The 19661-nt window shown below is 74.9% G+C and carries 18 protein-coding genes and 1 pseudogene; 13 read left to right on the forward strand and 6 right to left on the reverse strand.

What is annotated here, in order from left to right; all coding sequences use genetic code 11:
- The first annotated feature begins 35 nt into the window (after positions 1 to 35).
- From ACTWQH_RS26990 to ACTWQH_RS27005, 4 genes are all read left to right on the forward strand, one after another.
- Entirely contained in the window at positions 36 to 740 is a 705-nt protein-coding gene (locus ACTWQH_RS26990) for a 16S rRNA (uracil(1498)-N(3))-methyltransferase (RefSeq protein WP_443289383.1), read from the forward strand.
- 151 nt (positions 741 to 891) lie between these two features.
- Complete coding sequence (locus ACTWQH_RS26995) at positions 892 to 2289, forward strand: hypothetical protein (protein ID WP_443289365.1); 1398 nt, start codon at positions 892 to 894, stop codon at positions 2287 to 2289.
- Positions 2286 to 2873 (forward strand): hypothetical protein, encoded by a 588-nt coding sequence (locus tag ACTWQH_RS27000; protein ID WP_443289366.1) that lies wholly within the window; start codon positions 2286 to 2288, stop codon positions 2871 to 2873. The genes ACTWQH_RS26995 and ACTWQH_RS27000 overlap by 4 nt, the downstream gene beginning before the upstream one ends.
- 14 nt (positions 2874 to 2887) lie before the next feature.
- Positions 2888 to 5047 carry a hypothetical protein gene (locus ACTWQH_RS27005; protein ID WP_443289367.1) on the forward strand — a complete coding sequence of 720 codons (2160 nt, stop codon included), beginning with the start codon at positions 2888 to 2890 and terminating at the stop codon, positions 5045 to 5047.
- 105 nt (positions 5048 to 5152) lie between these two features.
- On the opposite strand, the gene ACTWQH_RS27010 is transcribed toward ACTWQH_RS27005, so the two are convergent.
- The 6 genes and pseudogenes from ACTWQH_RS27010 to ACTWQH_RS27035 form a co-directional block, all read right to left on the reverse strand.
- A complete protein-coding gene (locus tag ACTWQH_RS27010) occupies positions 5153 to 6493 on the reverse strand; it encodes a protein kinase domain-containing protein (RefSeq protein ID WP_443289368.1) in 1341 nt (446 codons plus the stop codon).
- The gene (locus ACTWQH_RS27015) at positions 6490 to 7371 is read right to left on the reverse strand and encodes a protein phosphatase 2C domain-containing protein (protein WP_443289369.1); all 882 of its coding nucleotides are present in this window, start codon (positions 7369 to 7371) and stop codon (positions 6490 to 6492) included. Before ACTWQH_RS27015 ends, ACTWQH_RS27010 begins: the two co-directional genes overlap by 4 nt.
- 17 nt (positions 7372 to 7388) lie before the next feature.
- Positions 7389 to 8060: a vWA domain-containing protein gene (locus ACTWQH_RS27020; RefSeq protein ID WP_443289384.1), complete on the reverse strand. Its 672-nt coding sequence runs from the start codon at positions 8058 to 8060 to the stop codon at positions 7389 to 7391.
- 186 nt (positions 8061 to 8246) lie between these two features.
- The gene (locus tag ACTWQH_RS27025) at positions 8247 to 9824 is read right to left on the reverse strand and encodes a GAP1-M domain-containing protein (protein WP_443289370.1); all 1578 of its coding nucleotides are present in this window, start codon (positions 9822 to 9824) and stop codon (positions 8247 to 8249) included.
- A gap of 168 nt (positions 9825 to 9992) precedes the next feature.
- The gene (locus tag ACTWQH_RS27030) at positions 9993 to 10100 is read right to left on the reverse strand and encodes a methionine/alanine import family NSS transporter small subunit (RefSeq protein WP_443289371.1); all 108 of its coding nucleotides are present in this window, start codon (positions 10098 to 10100) and stop codon (positions 9993 to 9995) included.
- Positions 10100 to 11048 (reverse strand): annotated as a pseudogene (locus tag ACTWQH_RS27035) (sodium-dependent transporter); the annotation flags it as partial. The pseudogene ACTWQH_RS27035 and the gene ACTWQH_RS27030, both read right to left, overlap by 1 nt.
- A 101-nt stretch (positions 11049 to 11149) precedes the next feature.
- Here ACTWQH_RS27035 and ACTWQH_RS27040 point away from each other — a divergent pair.
- The 9 genes from ACTWQH_RS27040 (at position 11150) to era (ending at position 19640) form a co-directional block, all read left to right on the forward strand.
- On the forward strand, positions 11150 to 11509 hold the full coding sequence (locus ACTWQH_RS27040; RefSeq protein ID WP_443289372.1) for a histidine triad nucleotide-binding protein: 360 nt from the start codon (positions 11150 to 11152) through the stop codon (positions 11507 to 11509).
- 4 nt (positions 11510 to 11513) lie between these two features.
- Positions 11514 to 12464 (forward strand): ribonuclease Z, encoded by a 951-nt coding sequence (locus tag ACTWQH_RS27045; RefSeq protein ID WP_443289373.1) that lies wholly within the window; start codon positions 11514 to 11516, stop codon positions 12462 to 12464.
- A gap of 238 nt (positions 12465 to 12702) precedes the next feature.
- Complete coding sequence (locus tag ACTWQH_RS27050; protein ID WP_443289374.1) at positions 12703 to 13833, forward strand: PfkB family carbohydrate kinase; 1131 nt, start codon at positions 12703 to 12705, stop codon at positions 13831 to 13833.
- 136 nt (positions 13834 to 13969) lie between these two features.
- On the forward strand, positions 13970 to 14992 hold the full coding sequence (locus tag ACTWQH_RS27055) for a PhoH family protein (RefSeq protein ID WP_443289375.1): 1023 nt from the start codon (positions 13970 to 13972) through the stop codon (positions 14990 to 14992).
- Between the two features lie 12 nt (positions 14993 to 15004).
- Complete coding sequence (ybeY, locus tag ACTWQH_RS27060; RefSeq protein ID WP_443289376.1) at positions 15005 to 15502, forward strand: rRNA maturation RNase YbeY; 498 nt, start codon at positions 15005 to 15007, stop codon at positions 15500 to 15502.
- Between the two features lie 67 nt (positions 15503 to 15569).
- Positions 15570 to 16886 (forward strand): hemolysin family protein, encoded by a 1317-nt coding sequence (locus tag ACTWQH_RS27065; RefSeq protein WP_443289377.1) that lies wholly within the window; start codon positions 15570 to 15572, stop codon positions 16884 to 16886.
- A 78-nt stretch (positions 16887 to 16964) separates the two neighbouring features.
- Positions 16965 to 18314 carry a hypothetical protein gene (locus tag ACTWQH_RS27070; RefSeq protein WP_443289378.1) on the forward strand — a complete coding sequence of 450 codons (1350 nt, stop codon included), beginning with the start codon at positions 16965 to 16967 and terminating at the stop codon, positions 18312 to 18314.
- A gap of 43 nt (positions 18315 to 18357) precedes the next feature.
- Positions 18358 to 18705 (forward strand): cytidine deaminase, encoded by a 348-nt coding sequence (locus tag ACTWQH_RS27075; RefSeq protein ID WP_443289379.1) that lies wholly within the window; start codon positions 18358 to 18360, stop codon positions 18703 to 18705.
- A complete protein-coding gene (era, locus tag ACTWQH_RS27080) occupies positions 18702 to 19640 on the forward strand; it encodes a GTPase Era (RefSeq protein WP_443289380.1) in 939 nt (312 codons plus the stop codon). Before ACTWQH_RS27075 ends, era begins: the two co-directional genes overlap by 4 nt.
- The last annotated feature ends 21 nt before the right edge of the window (positions 19641 to 19661 follow it).

A 19661-nucleotide genomic window follows, 5' to 3' on the forward strand; every position in this document is an offset into this window, starting at 1 on the left:
TGACCACGGCGCCGGTTTTCGTTTACGAGGGCCTGATGGGCGCCCGCGTCGGCGGCGTGCTGCGCCTCGGCGGGCCCGAGGGCCGTCACGCCGCGTCGGTGCGGCGGCTCCGGGCGGGCGAGGAGATCGTGCTGACGGACGGGCGGGGCAACGCCGCCGCCGGGACCGTCGCCGCCGTGGAGGGGCGCGAGGCGCTCAAGGTCGCGCTCGCGCGGGTCTGGCAGGAGCCGTCGCCGCGGCCGTGGCTGACCGTGGTGCAGGCGCTGCCCAAGGGCGACCGGGGCGAGCTGGCCGTCGAGACCATGACCGAGACCGGCGTCGACGCCATCGTGCCCTGGGCGGCCGCGCGCTGCGTGACGCAGTGGCGCGGCGAGCGCGGCGCGAAGTCCCTCGCGCGGTGGCGCGCGACCGCGCGGGAGGCGGGGAAGCAGGCGCGGCGTGTTCGCTTTCCGCAGGTGGGGGAGGCGCACACGACGCGGGAGGTCGCGCGCGAGCTGGGCGGCTTCGTGGCCGTCCTGCACGAGGCGGCGGCCGAGCCGCTGGCGACGGCGGAGCTGCCGGAGACCGGCGACATCACGGTGATCGTCGGCCCCGAGGGCGGCATCACGGACGAGGAGCTGGCGGCGTTCACGAACGCCGGCGCGCGGGCGTACCGCCTCGGGCCGACGGTGCTGCGCACCTCGACCGCCGGCACGGCCGCCGCGGCCGTCATCCTCGCCCGCACCGGCCGCTGGGGCTGAGCCCTCCAGCGGGGGACGGGGCGGAGCCCCGAGGGCGGGTACGCGGGACCCCTCCCCCGCCCAACGCGAAACCCTGGGCGGCGAATTGGCGTCTCACGATCCGCCACCCTAAGGTGACGCATCTCATATGAGGGGCGAGGGAGAACACGACGTGCCACAGCCGGAGCTGGTGAACACCGGCAAGCTCGCGGACGAACTGAGGGAGCTGGCCGGGAGGGACGAGCTCGAACTCAGACGCGACGAACTGAACAGCCTGGCCGAGGATCTGAGCGGGGGTCACGATCTCGCCTCGTGGGCGGAGGTGGACCTGATAGCCAGCTTCGCCCGGCCCGAGAGCCTGGCCGTACGCCCGCGCCCCGCCCGCCTCGGTCCGCTGCGCCGCCTGAGCCGGTTCCTCAGCTCCCGCCCCTGGCAGCAGCCGCGCGCGCTGGCCGGCCGCCTCTGGAGCGGCCTGCGGAAGCGCGCCGTGCGCGAGGATCTCGTGGAGGGCATCCTGGGCGTGCTGGTGTTCGCGCCGCTGCTGTTCACCTGGTGGGGGCTGTGGGAGGCCAGCCAGGCCTACGCGGAGCTCCGCGAGGAGGACGAGGAGCAGGCCACCCGCCCCTTCCTCCAGCTGTGGCAGTCCGGCTTCGAGGGGCGCGCGGGGGCGCTGGGGCGGTTCGACAACGTGGCGTTCCTGGCCCTCGTGGCGATCTCGGCCCTCCTGATCACCGCCGTCTGGCACGCCTGGGCACGGGCCAGGGAGGAGCGGGAGCGCGAGCGGCAGCGCGAGGAGCGCGAGTACCTGCTCGGCGAGCTGACCGCCGTACTGGCCCGCGCCCAGCTCGCGCTGACCACGCATCTGGCCGCCTCGCCGCGCCGCTTCGCGGGCGAGCTGGGCAAGGCGTCCCGGCGCCTGGAGTCCGTGGTGAGCAAGGCCGACGACGGCCAGCGGCAGCTAGCCACGGCCGCCGGCGCCGTGCGCGACGCCACCTCCGCCCTGGAGACCGCCAGCCGGCGGGTCGCCGACGCGAGCGCCCCGCTCGGCACGGCCACCGACCGGCTGGAGGCCGTGGTGAAGGCCGGACAGGCCGAGACCGCCCGCCTCAGCGGGGTCAACGCCGCCGAGGTGCGGTCCGTCGGCGACCGCATCGGCCTGCTCGGGCAGCAGATCGAGCACGCCGTCAAGGAGCTGACGGGCGTTCAGCGCGAGCTGCTCGGCTCCACGCGGGACGTGGTGGGCGCCACCGACCAGGCCGCGCAGGCGATGGTGGCCAGCTCGGCCCGCACCAACGACGCCGTGGACCGGATGCGGGAGGCCGCCGACCGGTGGGATGTGGCGGCGGCGCACTGGCAGGACGCGGCGCACCGCGTGAACACCGGCGTCCACCGGATCACCGGGGACCCGCCCCCGTGGGGACCGGAGCCGCCCAACGGGACACCCCTGCCGCCGGGGCCGACGCCCCCCGCCGCGCCGCCCGTCGCCCCGCCGGCGACCGCGCCCGGGACCGCGCCAGGGACGCCGCCGACGGCGGACGGCTGGCCGGCCGACCCGGGAGCGGGTCGGTGACCCTGCCGCCGCGCCCGCCCCGCCGGAGCCGGCTCGCACCGATGGTGCTGGCGGGCTGGCTCTTCGCCGACCTGCTGCTGATGCTGGCGCTGGTCTCCATGAGCGGCCAGCCCGACCCCATCGGCCCGCCGGACGACTGCCCGCGTACGCCGCTCGCCTCGCCGTCCCCGTCTCCGTCACCGTCCCCGGCCGAGGCCTCGGCCTCGCCGGATCCGTCCGCGTCCTGCGCCTCCACCCCGCCCGAGGAGGAGACCCCGCCCGAGGAAGGGGAGGAGGAGCCACCGCGGCCCCGTTCCGTGGACCAGGAGCGCGTGGAGTTCAGCGTGCGGGGCGACAGCGACGCGGCACTGGTGCGCCAGATCAGGCGCGAGACCGAGCGGTGGGAGGGGCAGGTCGCCGCCATCGTGCTCACCTTCGGCGGCAGCGCCTCCGGCACCACCTACGCGGAGCGCGTCAACTCGCTGCTTCACGAGGCGCGTCCGCTCATGTTCCCCGAGCGCACGACGACGGAGAACTTCCACGCCCTCAGCGACCCGGCCCAGACCGCCGAGCTGTGGGTGTACTTCTACACCTCACCGACGTGACCGGGGGCTGACACGTGTACGCGACGACGGAGCGATGGCGACCCGGACAGCGGAGCGCCGAGGGCGGCGCCCCACCGCCCCTGTTCCCGCTGCCGCTCTTTCCCGGCCTGCCGGGCTACCGCGACTTCGACGAGGAGCTGCGCCACCTCGGCTTCCGGCACGCCATGGACGTGCTCCAGCCGGACGCGAGCGGGACCGCCGACGGCTTCCGCGTGCTGGACGGCCTGTGGTTCCCGGGCCGGGGCATGCTGTGGCACCGGGCCGACGCCGGCCACTGCCGCGCGGCGGGCGAGGCGTGGCGCGGCTCGGGCGCGCCCCGGGCCGGCGGGGCCGCACGCCTCGCCGCCCGCCTCGGCGAGGTGGCGGCGGACGATCCGGCGGCCCTGCGCCGGCTCGTGCTCTACCAGCTCTGCTGCCGCCTGAAGGACTCCCCGGCGGTGGACGAGGCGGCGGCGGTGGCGCTGGGCGTGGACGCCGCCGAGGCCCGGCCGCTGGCCGAGGCGGTCGCCGCGCACTTCCCCGGGCCCGGCCCGGCCCGCGAGGCCGCCGAGGAGATCGCCGACGCCTGGCGCGCCGGCCGGCTGCGGCGTTCCCTCGAACTGGCCGAGCGGCTGCCGGCGTTCCCGGACGAGGCGCCGCACGCCGACCCCTTCCTCGCCGCGCTCCGGGAGGAGATGCGGGACGCGGCCGAGGCCACGGGCCGGCTCCTGGACGAGGCGCGGCGGCTGCGGGAGCGCGGCGAGCACCGCGCCGCCGCGAAGGCCTGCCTGGCGGCGTGCAGGCAGGCCGTGGACGAGCCACGCGCGCGAGCCGCTCTCCTCGCCACGGCCGTCTCCGCCGCCGACGCGGAAACGCGCCCGCGGACGCCCGGGGCCGCGCACGCCGACGAGGCGCCGCCCGGCGCACGGCGGCCCGGCGTCACCGCCGTCCTGGAGTCCGGGACGGTCCGGCTGTCGTGGCGGGCGGCCGCCGCGTCCGGCGTTCGCTACCAGGTGCTGCGCTTCCCCGACGGCGCACCCGGGGAGGCCGTCGAGGTCGCCATGGTCACCCAGAACGCCGCCGAGGACCCCGCGCCGCCCGTCGCCACCCCGCTGCGGTACGCCGTCATCCCCTGGCGCGGCGACCGCATGGCCGGCGTCGCCAAGGCTGGCCCCGGCCCGGACCCGCTGCTGCCCGCCCCCGAGGGGTTCCGCTCCCACGCCGTGCCGGACGGGGTGCGGCTGTCGTGGCGGGCCCACCCGGCGGCCGTGCGGAGCCAGGCGATGCGGCTGGCCGGGGCTGGCCGCGCGGAGGCCGAGGTGCCCTCGCGGCGGGAGGAGCTGACGGACCGGCCGCTGCCCGCCGGCGCCCACCACTACCGGGTGCGGTGCGGCTACCCGGGCCCGGACGGAAGGACGCTGTGGTCCGGCTGGCGTCTGGCGGTGGCGCGCGCCGAGGAGTGGCCCGCGCCCATCGAGGGGAAGCTCGTCCTTCGGCGCCTGCCGGACGGCCGGGTGGAGCTCAGCTGGCCACGTCCCGCGCGCGGCGAGACCCGCCTGGTGCCCTGGCCCGGCGGCCCGCCGCCCCACCCGGGCGAGGACGTCTGCGCCCTGGTGGCGTCCGCGCCCCGAGGGCCGGCGTCCGACGGCGTTGACGGCGAGGCGCCGCCGCGTGTCACGCTCGCCCCGCCGCCGCGCGCCGTGACCCGGCTGATGGCGGTGAGCGTGCTCGGCGAACGGGCGGTGGCCGGCCCGGCCGTCGTCCTGGAGACCCCCGGCACCGCCGAGGGACTGCACGTCCGCCGCCTGGACGCGCGCCGCGCCGAGGTCCGCTTCCGGTGGCCGGAGCCGGCCGTGCTGGCCCGGCTGACGTGGCGCGGCGGCGACCGGGCCGGGGAACGCCGGCTGGCGCGCAGCCAGTACCCGGGCGGTGGCGGCCTGGTGGAGATCCCCGTCAGCCGCGCCGAGCACCTGGTCACGATCACCCCGGTGGCGCGGCCCGACGCCGACCTCGCCGAGTGCGGCACCGCCCAGGTCCGCCTTCCGGCGATGCCGCTGCCCGCGGCCGTGCTCGCCAGGGCCTGGACACTCGCCCGGCCCGTGGCCCGCCGCGCCGGGATGGCCGCGACCCGGGGATGGGCCCGGGTCATCGGCTCGGTGACCGGCTCCCCGCGCGCGGGCGGCGGCAGCCCCTGAGCGAGCCCTGAGCGAGCCCTGAGTGAGCCTCCGTGAGCCCTGACCCTGAGGGAAGCCCTCCGCGAGCGAGCCACGCGCGGGCACTCCACGGGCCACCGGCAGCGGTCAGCTGTCCCGCACCCAGCCCTCGGCGCCGCCGCCGAACTCCAGCATGATGCCAGGGCGCAGGGCGGCCGTCCTGCCCGGCTCGATCTCGCGCTCCACCCCGTCCGGCCGCCGCAGGGTCCACGGCGCCGCGCTCCGGTTGGTCAGGCCCAGCCTGCCCGGCGACGTCGGGTGCTCGGTGACCTCACCCACCACCGCCGTGAAGTCGTGCCGGTCGGGCGCCGGCTGGAGGTGGTGCGCGTACACCGCCCCGCCGCGCTGCATCCGGATGTCGCGCCGCCCGCGCCGCCCGCCCGTGCCGGTGGCCAGCTCCAGGCGCAGCGGCAGCGCGACCGTCCGCTGGCAGCTCCAGCAGCGGGGCGCCCCGCCGCCCGGCTCGGTGAGGTTCTGCCTGCCGCAGGCGGCGCACACGACGATGGCGTCCCGCACCGCGCTGAGCGCGTCGCGCCACTGCGCCTCGCGCACCCGGCGGCCGGGGTCCCGCAGGCCGTCGGTGAAGGTCTGCACGAACAGCTCGCGCAGCACCTGCGGCAGCACCCCCCAGGTCGTGATCACCGTCTCGTGCTCGCCGGGCACCGGCCGGTTGCGGTCATCCCTCGGGTCGTAGATGAACACCGGGTCGGTGCCGTACAGCTTCTTCTCCGCCTTCTCGTCCCAGCAGTGGATCCGGGACTCCATGGCGCCCCACAGCGGGTGGTGGTTCATCAGCATCATGAAGAGGAGCACCGCCAGCGAGTGCAGGTCGGTCTGGATGCGGGGCTCGGCCTGGCCGCGCACCAGCTCCGGCGCCATGAACGTCATGGTGCCCGCGATGCCCGCCGCCTCGCCCTCCACCACCGCGTTGTCGTTGTCGCACACCAGCACGTCCCCGGTGCCCGGGTCGAAGAAGACGTTGCCCCAGCTGATGTCGCGGTAGGCGATGCCCTTGGCGTGCAGCGCCTGGTACGCCTCGACGGTGTGCAGCGCCACGGTGACCAGCGAGCGCGGCGTGGCCTTGACGGAGGGGTCGCGGCGGAGCAGCGCCTGGAGGTCCCGGAAGTTCGGCGGGCGCAGCGGCATCAGGTAGCCGAGCCCCGGCTCCCGGGCCGCCCGGCTGGTCACGATGCTGCGGGGCCACAGGAAGCGATCGTCCCGCCAGCCCCGGTACACCAGGGTCTCCAGGATCTTCCGCCGGTAGGGCGTGGCGAGCTGCGGCAGGTACCACTTGAGCGCCCAGGTGCCGGAGGGGGTGCTCGCCTGGTACACCTCGCCTTCGCCGCCCGAGCCGAGGAACCGCCCGACGACGATCCGCTCGTTGTCCTCGGTCCACAGTTCCTGCCCGGCCTCCAGCATGCCGATCATGATGTCGTTGTCCCTTTCTTCCTCACGGGGAAGGCGCCGACCAGCGTGGTGTCGTCGCCGGAGTGGTGGGAGGCCGTCGCCAGCCAGCCGGGGAGCTGCTTGCGCACCGACTCGATGCCCTCGCGCTCGACCCGCTCGCGTACGCCGCTGGCGAAGCCCAGGAATCCGGAGTGATCGGTGAAGCTCTTGGACAGGCCGTCGGTGGAGAGCAGCACGGCCGGGGGCGGGCCGCTCCCGGTCAGGGGCCGCCAGTGCGTGCGGAACCGCTCCCACGCCCTGGGCTGGCACAGCGACTCCGTCTCGTCCCCGATCTGCGGGCCCGCGTCCAGGGGGGCCTCGGCGCTGCCGTCTGACCACACCAGCGCGATGTCGCCGTCGCCGAGCTGCCAGCACATCAGCAGCCGGCTGGTGACGACGGCGCCGACGATGGTGGTGCCGTAGGCCTCGTACTCCGGCTCCGGCGGCCGCGCCGCGTCCCCGACGGCCCCAACGGTCCCGACGGCCCCGACAGCCCTCACGGCCCCGACAGCCCTCACGGCCCCGATCCGGGTGCCGTCGGCGGGGGAGTTGGCCTCGTGGAACGCCACCCGCCGCCGCCAGCTCCACGCCAGGCGGCGCGGCAGCTCGCTGAGCGCGTCGTGGAGCCAGCGCCACGGCGGGCCGCCGTCCCGCTCCCAGCGGTCGGTGAACTCCTTGGCGCAGCGGCAGAACTCCTCAACGGCCCAGCGGGCCCCCAGGTCGCTGCGGAAGTGGGCCGCCGAGCCGTGGCCGTCCGCGACGGCGAGCACCACCGCACGCTCCTTCGCGCTCCGGCGGGCACAGTGGTAGTCCTGGCTGTGCTCCTTCCCCCGGCCCGTGACGTCCTCGTGAAGGAGCACCCAGGCATCGTCCGGCATCACCAGACGTCATCGTCGTCGTCGGCCACCTTCGTGGGCGACTTCACCACCGTCTGCGCGTCGTGCAGCAGCCGGTCCCCCTCGGCCATCGGCGTCGACGCGGTGGTCACCGCCACCGTGGAGGCCCAGCGGATCGCCGCCACCAGCTGCTTGGGGTTGTTCGCCTGGAGCGGCTCCAGCTCGGGGTTGCCCAGGAACTCCTTCAGCATTCCCTTGTCGGCGTCGTCCCCGATGCCGATCGCCACGCGCACCGAGCGCTTGCCCCAGGGCGTGGCGTCCACCGAGCGCAGCCCGGCCCGCCAGTCGTCCATGGGCAGGCCGTCGGAGACCAGGGCGAGCACCGGGCGCAGCGCCCGCTGCGGCATGGGCGGCGAGGTCAGCTCCTTGGACACCAGCTTCAGCGCCTTGCCGAGGTCCGTGCCGCCGCTGGCCTGGACGTCCCGCCACTCGAACTCCTTGACCGGGGTCGGGGTCCGGATGTGCCAGTACGCGCCGCTGGAGAAGGTGATGGCCCGCACGACCAGCGAGGCGGCCGGATTGTCGTCGGCGGCGCTGCGCATCTCGGGGATCGCCTCGCGGATGGCGAAGTTGAGCTGGTTGATCTTGCCCGCGATCGCCATGGACGTCGAGCAGTCGAGCAGCCAGATGAAGTGCAGCGGGCGGTTGGCCATGGGGCCGCCGGGTATCTCGCTCACGGGTCCTCTCCGGGAGACGGTCGTCTGGTGGGTGTGGGTTCGTCGAGTGGCAGTGGGTGGCAGTGGACAGCAGTGGATAGCAGTGGATAGCAGTGTGGTCCGGCGGAGCGGGAGGGGTCCCGTCCCCGGCCCTGTCCCCGGCCCCGGCTCCGGTCCCGGCGCCTAGCGGAGCATCGCCTCGGCCCAGGCGCGGAGCTCGTCGGAGAAGACCAGGCTGCGGTCGTCCAGGAGCTCGCGCGCGCGGTGGAAGGCGTCCGGGCTGATCATCGTGCCCGCCTTGGCGTCCTTGCAGCTGACGAGCAGTTCGGCGCGGGCTCGTTCCAGGGAGTTCAGGTCGTACGCCCCGGGCCCGTCGCGCGCCAGCAGCTCCCTGGCCAGCTGGATGCGATTCTCGTCGTTGACGGCGGTGTTCAGCACGTGCTTGAGCGGGCCGCGCAGACCCGCCTCGATGACGAGGGCGACGGGGCAGCCGGTGACGATCGCGAGCGCGGCGGCGTTGGACGGCTTGTCGCGCTTCCCCCAGATCGCGTCCCACACCGCGCGCAGCTCGCCGCCCGTGACCGGCCTGTGCTGGGGGAGCTGCTTGGTCAGCGCGGCGTAGAGCGTGACGTCGTCCGCGTAGTGCTCCCTGTGGGCCCCGCTGCGGAGCCGGTGCGCGCGGCTCGCCATCTCGCCGGGGAGACTCGGGAGATCGACCGGCCGAGGGCGGGGAGCCGGCGGCGCGGCGGCGGGCCCGGGGGCGTGCGCCGGGTACGCCGGGTACTCCGGGTGCGCCGCGTACTCCTGGTGATCCTGGTACCACGCGGGCTTCGGCTCGGGCCGAGGCCCGGCAGGCCTCGGCGGCTCCGGCTCCGCCGTGGGCCACGGCCCCGCCGTCGTCCCCGCCGTCGTCCCCGCCGTCGTCCCCGCCGTCGTCTCCGCCGTCGGCGCGGCCTTCGGTTCGGCCCCCGGCGGCGTGAACCTCGGCGGGTCCTCGCCCGCCAGCCAGCACTCCGCCGCCCGCCTCGCCCAGTCGTCGTCGCGCGGCGGGCTGCTCTCGCCGCCCACGCCGTCGTGGACCCGGTACCGGTGCCGCACGGTGCCGGGGTCCTCGCGGCCGAACCCGGGGAGCCCTGCGTCCGGATCGATGCCGAGGATCTGCTGCGGGGCGTCGTCCGGGCGATCGGTGCGGGTGGTGAAGGTCAGCGCCCGGGCGCGTTCCTCGTCCAGCGAGTAGCAGGCGAGCGCGATCCAGCGCGCCACGGCACCCGGATCGGGCTCGGCGAGGACGATCTGCCGCCCGGCGGGCCGCGCGAAGAGGCGCCGCACGTCGGCGAGGAACGGCGCCAGCCGCTCCCGGTTCTCCCGCGCGAACTCCACCAGGAGCTCCTTGCCGAACGCGCCCACCCCCGGCTGCGGCGCCCGGCTCCCCGCCTCTCCCCAGGAGGGGGACTCCCACAGGTCGATGGGCCACATCCGGTCCAACGCGCGTGCGCCGCCCGGGAGATACATCACCTCCAGCTCCCCCGGAGCCCCGTCCCCGGGGCCCGCCTGGCACACCACGGCGTCCCCGCCGGGCAGCCGGATGTAGCTGAGGGAGCCGCCCGCAACGGGCGCGGCCAGGCCGAGCAGGGGCGTCAGCTCCTCGCCGAGCCCCGGCCGCGCGTCGTCGCCGTGGCGGGCGTTCTTCAGAACGAGCTCGCCCGCGTCCCGCCGCTCCCACACGAAGCCCAGCCGGTGAACCCGGCGAACGCTCTCCATCTGCCCGTGCCCCTCCCGTGTCGACGGCCGGTGATCAGTGTGGCGAACAACCCTGATCCGCGCAGGGAGTTGAGCGGATTCCCCAGGCCCCGGCACCGGAGACGCCGCCAACCGCCGTGCGGTTTCGCCGCACGGCGGCGGCGGGGACAGCGGGCGTCTGCGGGCGCTCTACGGGCGCTCGTCGGGATGGCGGGCCAGCTGCACGATCGCGGCGATGAGGCCGCCCCACACGATGACCATGGCGGTGATCATCATCACGATCGCCGATCCCGACATCAGCGGACCTCCTCGCTCTCGTCCTCGGGCGCCGTCGGCGTACGCCGCCACCGCACCAGGGACAGCGCCACACCGGCCACCAGCGTGCCGCCCGCCACCAGCCAGCCGGACCAGATCAGGAACGACGTCGGGTAGTCGCCGTAGTTCTCGTCGAACTCGTCCGTCAGGCTGTCCCACATCATCCAGCCCAGCACCAGCGGCGTGACGATCCCCAGGCAGACCCGCCACCAGCCCCGCAGGCCGACCACCGAGGTGGCGTCCGCCTCCCGCTGCAGCAGCCGCCAGCTTGCGGGTCACCCAGCTCACGGTGACCACCAGCGCCAGCGCGGCCAGCGCGATGCCGTACTGGTTGATGAAGTGATCGGCGGCGTCCAGGATGTACAGCCCGCTGTCGTTGGCGAAGAGCAGGACCGAGATGACGGCCACCGCGCCCCCCACGCCGAGCACCGCCGCCCGCCGGCCGAGCCCGGTCCGGTCCTCCACCGCCGACACGACCACCTGCACCACGCTGATGAGCGAGGCGAATCCCGCGACCACCAGCGAGAGGAAGAACAGCACCCCGAAGAAGGCGCCGCCCGGCATCTCGGAGATGGTCTGCGGGAAGACGACGAAGGCGAGCCCGATCCCGCTGTCACTGACCTCGTCCACCCCGACGCCGGCCTGCGCCGCCATGAAGCCGAGGGTGGCGAAGACGGCGATGCCCGCCAGGATCTCGGTCGAGCTGTTCGCGAAGCCGGCCACCAGCGCGGAGCCGGAGAGATCGGCGCGGCGGTGCAGGTAGGAGGCGTAGGTGATCATGATGCCGAAGCCGACCGAGGTCGAGAAGAAGATCTGCCCGTACGCCGCGACCCACACGCTGCCCTCGCCCAGCGCGTCCCAGTCGGGGGAGAAGAGCGCGTCGAGGCCGTCGGCGGCGCCGTCCAGCGTGAGCGCCCGGATCACCAGCATCAGGAGTGTCAGCCCTTCAGGCCGGGCGAACGGATGCCCGCCCCGCCCCGGAGTACCATCCCGTGCGTACCGGAAACCACTGCATTGGAGAGCCCGACCCGATGGCGGGAGAACCCCAGGCCGACTGCCTGTTCTGCAAGATCGTTTCGGGAGACATCCCGGCCACCATCGTCCGGGAGACCGACACCACCGTCGCCTTCCGGGACATCAACCCGCAGGCGCCGACCCACGTTCTGGTGATCCCTCGCGCCCACTACCCCGACGCCGCCGCCCTCGCGACCGCCGAGCCCGGCCTCGTCGCCGACGTGCTGCGCGAGGCGGCGGAGGTCGCCGCCGAGGACAAGGTGGACGGCACCGGCTACCGCGTGGTGTTCAACACCGGCGCCGGCGCGGGCCAGACCGTCTTCCACGCCCACGCGCACGTGCTGGGCGGGCGCGGCCTGGAATGGCCCCCGGGCTGATCCCTTGGCGTCCCGCGAGCTGACCATCCTCGGCACGGCCAGCCAGGTCCCCACGCGCCACCGCAACCACAACGGCTACGCGCTGCGCTGGGACGCCGAGACCATCCTCTTCGATCCCGGCGAGGGCACCCAGCGGCAGATGCTGCACGCCGGGATCACCGCCCACCAGCTGACCCGGATCTGCGTCACCCACTTCCACGGCGACCACTCCCTCGGGCTCGCCGGGGTGCTCCAGCGCGCCAGCCTCGACCGCGTGCCGCACCCGATCGCCGTGCACTACCCGGCCAGCGGCGAGGCGTACTTCGAACGCCTGCGCCACGCCACGGCGTACCACGAGACCGCGCACGTCGTCCCCGCGCCCGTGCCCGACGGCGGCGGCCTCGCAGCCACGACGACGGACGGGCCCGGCGGCTTCACGCTCACCGCGCTCCCGCTCTCCCACACCCTGGACGCCGTCGGCTACCGCCTCGCCGAGCCCGAGGGCCGCCGGATGCTGCCCGAACGCCTCGCCGCCCACGGCATCCACGGGCCGGATATCGCCGAGCTCCAGCGCCTCGGCTCGCTGCGCGGCGTCGCGCTGGAGGAGGTGAGCGTGCCCCGGACCGGGCAGCGCTTCGCGTTCATCATGGACACGCGGCTGTGCGACGCGGCGTTCGCCCTCGCCGAGGGCTGCGACCTGGCCGTCATCGAGGCCACCTTCCTGGCCGCCGACGCCGCCCTGGCCGGCGCCTACGGGCACCTCACCGCCGGTCAGGCCGCCCGCGTCGCCGCCGAGTCCGGCGTCCGCCACCTGGTCCTCACCCACTTCTCGCAGCGGTACGCCGACCCCGCCGCCTTCGCCGAGGAGGCGCGGGAAGCCGGCTTCACCGGCGAGCTGACCATCGCCGAGGACCTGACGCGCGTCCCGTTTCCCAAGCGCCGCGCCGAACGCCTCCCCGGCCCGGAACGCCCCTGAGGGAGGGGTGTCATGGGATATGGCGGAGGCCGGGGAGGCGACGCCACCGATCCTGCCGGGACGGCCGGCGCGCGGCCATGGGCATTGGTGCGTACGCGCGCTGACGGTGCGTCACGTACCGGCGCCTCGGCGGCGGGTGCGGTCGCGGCGCCGCGGCGGCGTGCCCGCGCGCACGAGCACGTAACGTAGGAGTGATTCCGCACAGATCAGGACGATGCAGGACGACCGGGAGCACAGCATGAGCGGCGGGGCGAGCGCCAAGGGGGGCTCCGGGAGAGGGGAGGCGCGCCGCTGCGCGCTCGACCCGCTCGCCGCCATGCGCACGGCCTCGGACCCCGCGTGCGACGTGTACCTGACCGGGACGGTCTTCCTCGACATCATCTTCACCGGCCTGGAGTCCGCGCCCGTGCGCGGCACCGAGTCCTGGGCCCGGGGCATGGGCTCCAGCCCCGGCGGCGTGGCGAACATGGCGACGGCCCTGGCCCGCCTCGGGCTGCGGACCTGCCTCGCGGCGGCGTTCGGCGACGACATGTACGGCGAGTACTGCTGGGAGACCCTGGAGCGCGGCGAGGGCATCGACCTGTCGCTGTCGCGCACCGTCCCCGGCTGGCACTCGCCGGTGACCGTGTCGATGGCGTACGACGGCGAGCGGACCATGATCTCCCACGGCCACGAGGCGCCGGTGCCGACCGGCGCGGCAGGGCCGCCGCCGGCCCGGTCCTGCGTGGCCTCGCTCAGCCCGGGCCGGCCGCAGGAGTGGATCGAGAAGGCCGCCCGCGCCGGCAGCCTGATCTTCGCCAGCACCGGCTGGGACCCCACCGGCGCCTGGGAGCTGGCCGCGCTGCCCGGCCTCGCCCACTGCGACGCCTTTCTGGTCAACGCCGACGAGGCCCGGCGTTACACCCGCATCGACGCGCCGCACGACGCCGCCCGCGCGCTGGCCGAGCACGTGCCGCTGGCCGTGGTCACCATGGGCGCCGAGGGCGCCTGCGCCGTGGACGGGCGCACGGGGGAGAGCGCCGAGGTACCGGCGATCCTGGTGGAGCCGCTGGACACCACGGGCGCGGGAGACGTGTTCATGGCCGGCTTCGTCACCGGGACGCTGGCGGGCTGGCCGCTGGCCGACCGGCTGGCGCTGGCCGGGCTGACGGCCGCGCTGTCGGTGCAGGAGTTCGGCGGCTCGCTCTCCGCGCCGGGCTGGGGCGAGGTCGCCGCCTGGTGGCAGCGTGTGCGCACCCTCGCGCACGGTGACGGGCACCCGCTGGCGCCGACCCTGGAGCGTTACGCCTTCCTGGGGGAGCTGCTACCCGACGACACGCCGCCCTGGCCGCGGCGCCGGGCCGTGCCCACCCTCGGCTTCCGCGGCTGACGGCGACCGACGCCCCGGCCTGACTCTTCGTGATGACCGGCGTGAATTTCCTACAGCTCTGTCGGTCCCGCGTCGTACGCTTGGATCCTGGCAGTCCAGTACAGAGAGGGATGAGCAGGTCCACGGCGGGCCGCCCATGACACAAACACCGACACACCAGGCACAGGCCACCGCCCGGTTCACCGTGCCGGCCAAGCATCCGATGGTCACCGTCCTCGGCTCCGGTGACGCGCTGTTGCGGGTCATCGAAAAGGGGTTCCCGGACACCGACATCCACGTCCGGGGGAACGAGATCAGCGCCACCGGCTCCTCCGCCGACGTGGAGCTCGTGCAGCGGCTCTTCGACGAGATGATGCTGGTGCTGCGCACCGGGCAGCCGCTGACGGAGGACGCGGTGGAGCGGTCCATCGCCATGCTGCGCGGCAGCGCCGACGGCACGGGCTCCCCGACCAGCCCCGCCCAGGTTCTCACGCAGAACATCCTGTCCAACCGCGGCAAGACGATCCGCCCCAAGACGCTCAATCAGAAGCGGTACGTCGACGCCATCGACCAGCACACCATCGTCTTCGGCATCGGCCCCGCCGGCACCGGCAAGACGTACCTGGCCATGGCCAAGGCGGTGCAGGCCCTGCAGTCCAAGCAGGTCACCCGCATCATCCTGACCCGGCCGGCGGTCGAGGCGGGGGAGCGGCTCGGCTTCCTGCCCGGCACGCTCTACGAGAAGATCGACCCGTACCTGCGCCCCCTCTACGACGCGCTGCACGACATGCTCGACCCCGACTCCATCCCGCGCCTGCTCAGCGCGGGCACGATCGAGGTCGCTCCCCTGGCGTACATGCGCGGCCGGACGCTGAACGACGCGTTCATCATCCTCGACGAGGCGCAGAACACGAACGCCGAACAGATGAAGATGTTCCTCACCCGCCTCGGCTTCGAGTCCAAGGTCGTCGTCACCGGCGACGTCACGCAGATCGACCTGCCCGGCGGCACCAAGAGCGGCCTGAAGCAGGTGCAGGAGATCCTGCACGACGTGGACGACGTCCACTTCTCGCGGCTCACCAGCCACGACGTCGTCCGCCACAAGCTGGTCGGCCGCATCGTCGACGCCTACGACCGGTACGAGGACGGGAACGGCCGGGACGGGCAGAACGGAAAGTAGCCACCGCTGACCATGGCGATCGAGGTCAACAACGAATCCGGGCTGGAGATCGACGAGCGGGCCCTGCTCGACATCGCCCGCTACACCCTGGCCCGGATGCGCATCCACCCCCTCTCCGAGCTGTCGGTGATCGCGGTCGATCCGGCGGCCATGGAACAGCTCCACCTCCAGTGGATGGAGCTGCCCGGGCCGACGGACGTGATGTCCTTCCCAATGGACGAGCTGCGCCCGCCCAGCCGCGACGAGGAGGAGCCCGCGCAGGGTCTCCTCGGGGACGTCGTGCTCTGCCCCGAGGTCGCCCGCCGGCAGGGGGAGCAGGCCCCCACCCGGCACTCCATGGACGCCGAGCTGCAGCTCCTGACCGTGCACGGCGTGCTCCACCTGCTGGGGTACGACCACGACGAGCCAGCGGCCAAGGCCGAGATGTTCCACCTGCAGAAGGCCATCGTGGACGGCTGGCGCGAGGAGCAGGGCCTGACCGGCCCCTCCCCGGCCCCCACGATGACGTGAGCGCCCCGCCCGAACGACACACACGACACCAACGACACCAACGACATGAAGACACGAACGGCATGAGATGACAGTCGCGCTGTTCCTCTCGGTGCTGGCGCTGCTGGCCGCGGCCTGGCTGGCGTCCTGCGCCGAGGCTGCCCTGGCCGTGATCACCAGCTACCGCGCCGAGGAGGCGGAGCGCGCCGGGCGGCGCGGCGCGTCCCGCCTGGCCAGCCTCGCCGCCGACCCCACCCGGTACCTCAACCTCGCCCTGCTGCTGCGCGTCGCCAGCGAGGCGGGCGCGGCGGTGCTGGTCACCCACGCCTGTCTGGAGGAGTTCGACGACGTCTGGCAGGCGCTGACCGCCGCCTTCGCCGCGATGGTGCTGCTGTCCTTCGTCGCCGTCGGCGTCTCCCCCCGCACCATCGGCCGCCAGCATCCCGTCATCACCGCCATCACCGCGGCGTACGTCCTCGTCCCGCTCGCCCGCGTCCTCGGCCCGCTGCCCCAGGCGCTGATCCTGCTGGGCAACGCCGTCACCCCCGGCAGGGGCTTCCGCAAGGGCCCGTTCGCCTCCGAGGCCGAGCTGCGCGCCATGGTGGACCTCGCGGAGCGGGAGTCGCTGATCGAGCCCGCCGAGCGCCGCATGGTCCACTCCGTCTTCGAGCTCGGGGACACGCTGGTGCGCGAGGTGATGGTGCCGCGCACGGACGTCATCTCCATCGACCGGCACAAGACCCTCCGCCAGGCCCTCAGCCTCGCGCTGCGCTCCGGCTTCTCCCGCATCCCCGTCACCGGCGAGAGCGACGACGACATCGTCGGCATCGTCTACCTCAAGGACGTGGCGCACGCCGTGCACCTCAGCCGGGAGGCCGAGGAGGAGCTGGTGGAGACCGGGATGCGGCCGGCGACGTTCGTCCCCGACACCAAGAACGCCGGGGACCTGCTGCGCGAGATGCAGCGCGACCGCATCCACGTCGCCGTCGTCATCGACGAGTACGGCGGCACGGCAGGCATCGTCACCATCGAGGACATCCTGGAGGAGATCGTCGGCGAGATCACCGACGAGTACGACACCGGCCTGCCGCCCGTGGAGGACCTCGGCGACGGCGTTCACCGCGTCACCGCCCGCCTCGACCTGGGGCACCTGGGCGAGCTGTACGGGCTGAAGCTGGACGACGAGGACGTGGAGACGGTGGGCGGCTTCCTCACCAAGGCCCTGGGCCGCGTCCCCATCGCCGGCGCCGAGGCCGTCGTCGACCTCCCCGAGGACCAGCAGGGCCACGTCCGCCGCCCGCTGGCCGCGCTCCGCCTGACGGCCGAGGCACCCACGGGCCGCCGCAACCGCATCGAGTGGGTCCGCGTCGAGCCCGTGCCCGCCGAACCCGAGCCGGACGGCTGACGCCCCCGCTCACCCGCGTTCACCCGAACGGCCGAACGGCGCTGGCCACGGCCCCGCCCCGGTGGCGCCATGGAACGCATGTACTCCACCCGGAGCACCAGCCACCCCGCGGGCCCCCGGCCGCGCACCCGCCGCCTCGCGGCCGCGGCCCTGCTCGCCGCGGCCTGCCTGCCGCTGCCGACCACGCCGGCCGCCCCGGCGGCCACGGCCGTCGACGCCGTGCGGCCCCCGGCCCTCGGCGCCGGGCCCGCGACGGCAGCTGCTGACGTGTCGCCTTGGGCGGCTGACGCGCCGCCGCGCACGGGCGCCAACGCCGAGCCACCGGCCGGCCCTGGAGACGGGTCGGACGGGGCCCGCGATCGAGCGACCGCGGCGCCCTCGGCCGCTGACGCGCTGTTCCCGGCGTCGGGCGCCGTGCGGCCTCCCGCCCTTGGCGGCAGGGCCGCCCACCGCGAGACCGCGTCGGCCTCGGCCGACGACCCGCTGCTGCGGGCCATGGGCGTCGTGCCGCCGCCCGATCCCGGTGGCGGGTCGGTGACCAGCGGCGCAGCGCCGCCGTCGGCTCTCGATGGGCTGTTCCCGGTCGCGGGGGCCCCGCGGCCCCCGGCCCTCGGCGCCGGGCCCGCGACGGCCGCCGCCGCGCCGGTCCCGGCGTCCGCTGATGGTGCCGGGCGTTCGCCCGGCGTCGCGGACGCCACGGCGGCCTCGGCCGCCGACGCACTGCTGCGGGCCATCGGTGCCCGCGCCGCCGCGGGTCGGGACGACGCCGGCGGGCGCGTTCTCGACGAGCGGGGGCTGCGCGCCGCACTGCTGGATCACATGGACTTTCCCGCCGGCTGGGCCAGCGACAGCAGGCGCACGGCCGCCGAGCGCGGGATCGGCGTTCCCCGGCCCGACGAGGAGGCGTGCCGGCAGCTCTTCGAGAGCGGGGAGGAGACCACGGCGCGCGCCGGGTTCGCCCGGACCGAGACGGGGCCGTTCGTCACCACCGTCGCCGCCGCCCACGCCGGCCCGGCCGACGCGCGGCGCGCGGTCGCGGCGTTCCGGCAGCGGGCGGCCACGGACTGCGCCACCTTCCACACCCGCGAGGGGCCCGAGGGCAACTCCCTCACCGTCGCCTACGAGGCGGGCGAGCCCGCCGAGATGCGGCCCGAGCTGGAACGCCTCGGCGCGGACGCCGAGGACAGCGCGGCCCTGCGCTACCACCGCCGCCTCGACGGCGGCACCGGCGGCACGCCCGTCATCGCCGAGGTCGTGATCGTCCGCGTCGGCTCCCACACCGTGCGCGTGGCCCAGGCCGGGCGCGACGACGCGGGCACCGGCAGCGTGGCGGCGATCGCCGCCCGGGCCGTGGAGAAGCTCCAGCAGGTCTGCGACGGCCACACCCCCACCCCCGAGCCCCACCAGCCCGGCACCACGGAACTCTGAGGCGCCGCCGGGGCGGCGCTGACCACCGCATAGGCTCGCCCTCATGACGGACATCACCTCGGAGGACCGCAAGATCATCACGCTGGCGCGCAGCGCCCGCGCCCGCCGCCAGGGCGTGCCGGAGGGCGCCGCCGTGCGCGACGGCGCCGGACGCACCTACGCCGCCAGCACCGTCACCCTCGACTCGCTGCCGCTGAGCGCCCTCCAGGCGGCGGTCGCCATGGCGGTGTCCAGCGGCGCCACCTCGCTGGAGGCCGCCGCCGTGGTCTCCGAGGCCGACACGGTCACCGACGCCGACCTCGCCGCCGTGCGCGAACTCGGCGGCCCGGCCACCCCCGTGCTGCTGGCTGGCCCGGACGGCCAGCTCCGTGCGACCATCACCGGGTCATGACCATTCCCCCTCCGGCCAGCGCCGAGCACCGCTCGGGCTTCGCCTGCTTCGTCGGCCGCCCCAACGCGGGCAAGTCGACCCTGACCAACGTCCTCGTCGGCACCAAGGTCGCGATCACCTCCAACCGCCCCCAGACCACCCGCCACTCGGTGCGCGGCATCGTCCACCGGCCCGACGCCCAGCTCGTGCTGGTGGACACCCCGGGCCTGCACCGGCCGCGCACCCTGCTGGGCCAGCGGCTGAACGACGTGGTCCGCGCCACCTGGGCCGAGGTCGACGTGATCGGCTTCTGCTTGCCCGCCGACGAGAAGACCGGGCCCGGCGACCGCTTCATCGCCCGCGAGCTGGCCCGCATCACCCGCACCCCGAAGATCGCCGTCGTCACCAAGACCGATCTGGTGGATGGCGACACGCTCGCGGAGCGGCTGATCGCCGTCGACCAGCTCGGCAAGGAAACCGGCCTGGAGTGGGCGGAGATCGTGCCCGTCTCGGCCGTGTCCGGGCAGCAGGTCGGCCTGCTCGCGGACCTGCTGGTGCCGCTGCTGCCCGAGGGCCCGCCGCTGTACCCGGAGGGCGAGCTGACGGACGAGCCCGAGCAGGTCATGATCGCGGAGCTGATCCGCGAGGCCGCGCTGGAGGGCGTACGCGACGAACTGCCGCACTCCATCGCCGTCGTCGTCGAGGAGATGCTGCCCCGCGAGGACCGGCCGCCGGACCGGCCGCTGCTCGACATCCACGCCAACCTCTTCATCGAGCGCAGCAGCCAGAAGGGCATCGTGATCGGCCCCAAGGGCCAGCGCCTGAAGGAGGTCGGCAGCAAGGCCCGCCACCACATCGAGGCGCTGCTGGGCACGCCCGTCTTCCTCGACCTGCACGTCAAGGTCGCCAAGGACTGGCAGCGCGACCCGAAGCAGCTCCGCCGCCTCGGCTTCTGACGGGACGTTTCCCGCCCGGCC

The organism is Streptomyces sp. 6N223 (genome assembly GCF_052246635.1).
In the GTDB taxonomy this organism is placed as follows: Bacteria; Actinomycetota; Actinomycetes; order Streptomycetales; family Streptomycetaceae; genus Streptomyces.

Coding starts and splice junctions, on each gene's coding strand:
- ACTWQH_RS27050 (WP_443289374.1), top strand. CDS start 12,703: ATGAGCGGCGGGGCGAGCGCCAAGGGGGGCTCCGGGAGAGGGGAGGCG.
- ybeY (WP_443289376.1), top strand. CDS start 15,005: ATGGCGATCGAGGTCAACAACGAATCCGGGCTGGAGATCGACGAGCGG.
- ACTWQH_RS26990 (WP_443289383.1), top strand. CDS start 36: ATGGGCGCCCGCGTCGGCGGCGTGCTGCGCCTCGGCGGGCCCGAGGGC.
- ACTWQH_RS27070 (WP_443289378.1), top strand. CDS start 16,965: ATGTACTCCACCCGGAGCACCAGCCACCCCGCGGGCCCCCGGCCGCGC.
- ACTWQH_RS27040 (WP_443289372.1), top strand. CDS start 11,150: ATGGCGGGAGAACCCCAGGCCGACTGCCTGTTCTGCAAGATCGTTTCG.
- ACTWQH_RS27010 (WP_443289368.1), bottom strand. CDS start 6,493: ATGATCGGCATGCTGGAGGCCGGGCAGGAACTGTGGACCGAGGACAAC.
- ACTWQH_RS27065 (WP_443289377.1), top strand. CDS start 15,570: ATGACAGTCGCGCTGTTCCTCTCGGTGCTGGCGCTGCTGGCCGCGGCC.
- ACTWQH_RS27075 (WP_443289379.1), top strand. CDS start 18,358: ATGACGGACATCACCTCGGAGGACCGCAAGATCATCACGCTGGCGCGC.
- ACTWQH_RS27055 (WP_443289375.1), top strand. CDS start 13,970: ATGACACAAACACCGACACACCAGGCACAGGCCACCGCCCGGTTCACC.
- era (WP_443289380.1), top strand. CDS start 18,702: ATGACCATTCCCCCTCCGGCCAGCGCCGAGCACCGCTCGGGCTTCGCC.
- ACTWQH_RS27020 (WP_443289384.1), bottom strand. CDS start 8,060: ATGGCCAACCGCCCGCTGCACTTCATCTGGCTGCTCGACTGCTCGACG.
- ACTWQH_RS27030 (WP_443289371.1), bottom strand. CDS start 10,100: ATGTCGGGATCGGCGATCGTGATGATGATCACCGCCATGGTCATCGTG.
- ACTWQH_RS27025 (WP_443289370.1), bottom strand. CDS start 9,824: ATGGAGAGCGTTCGCCGGGTTCACCGGCTGGGCTTCGTGTGGGAGCGG.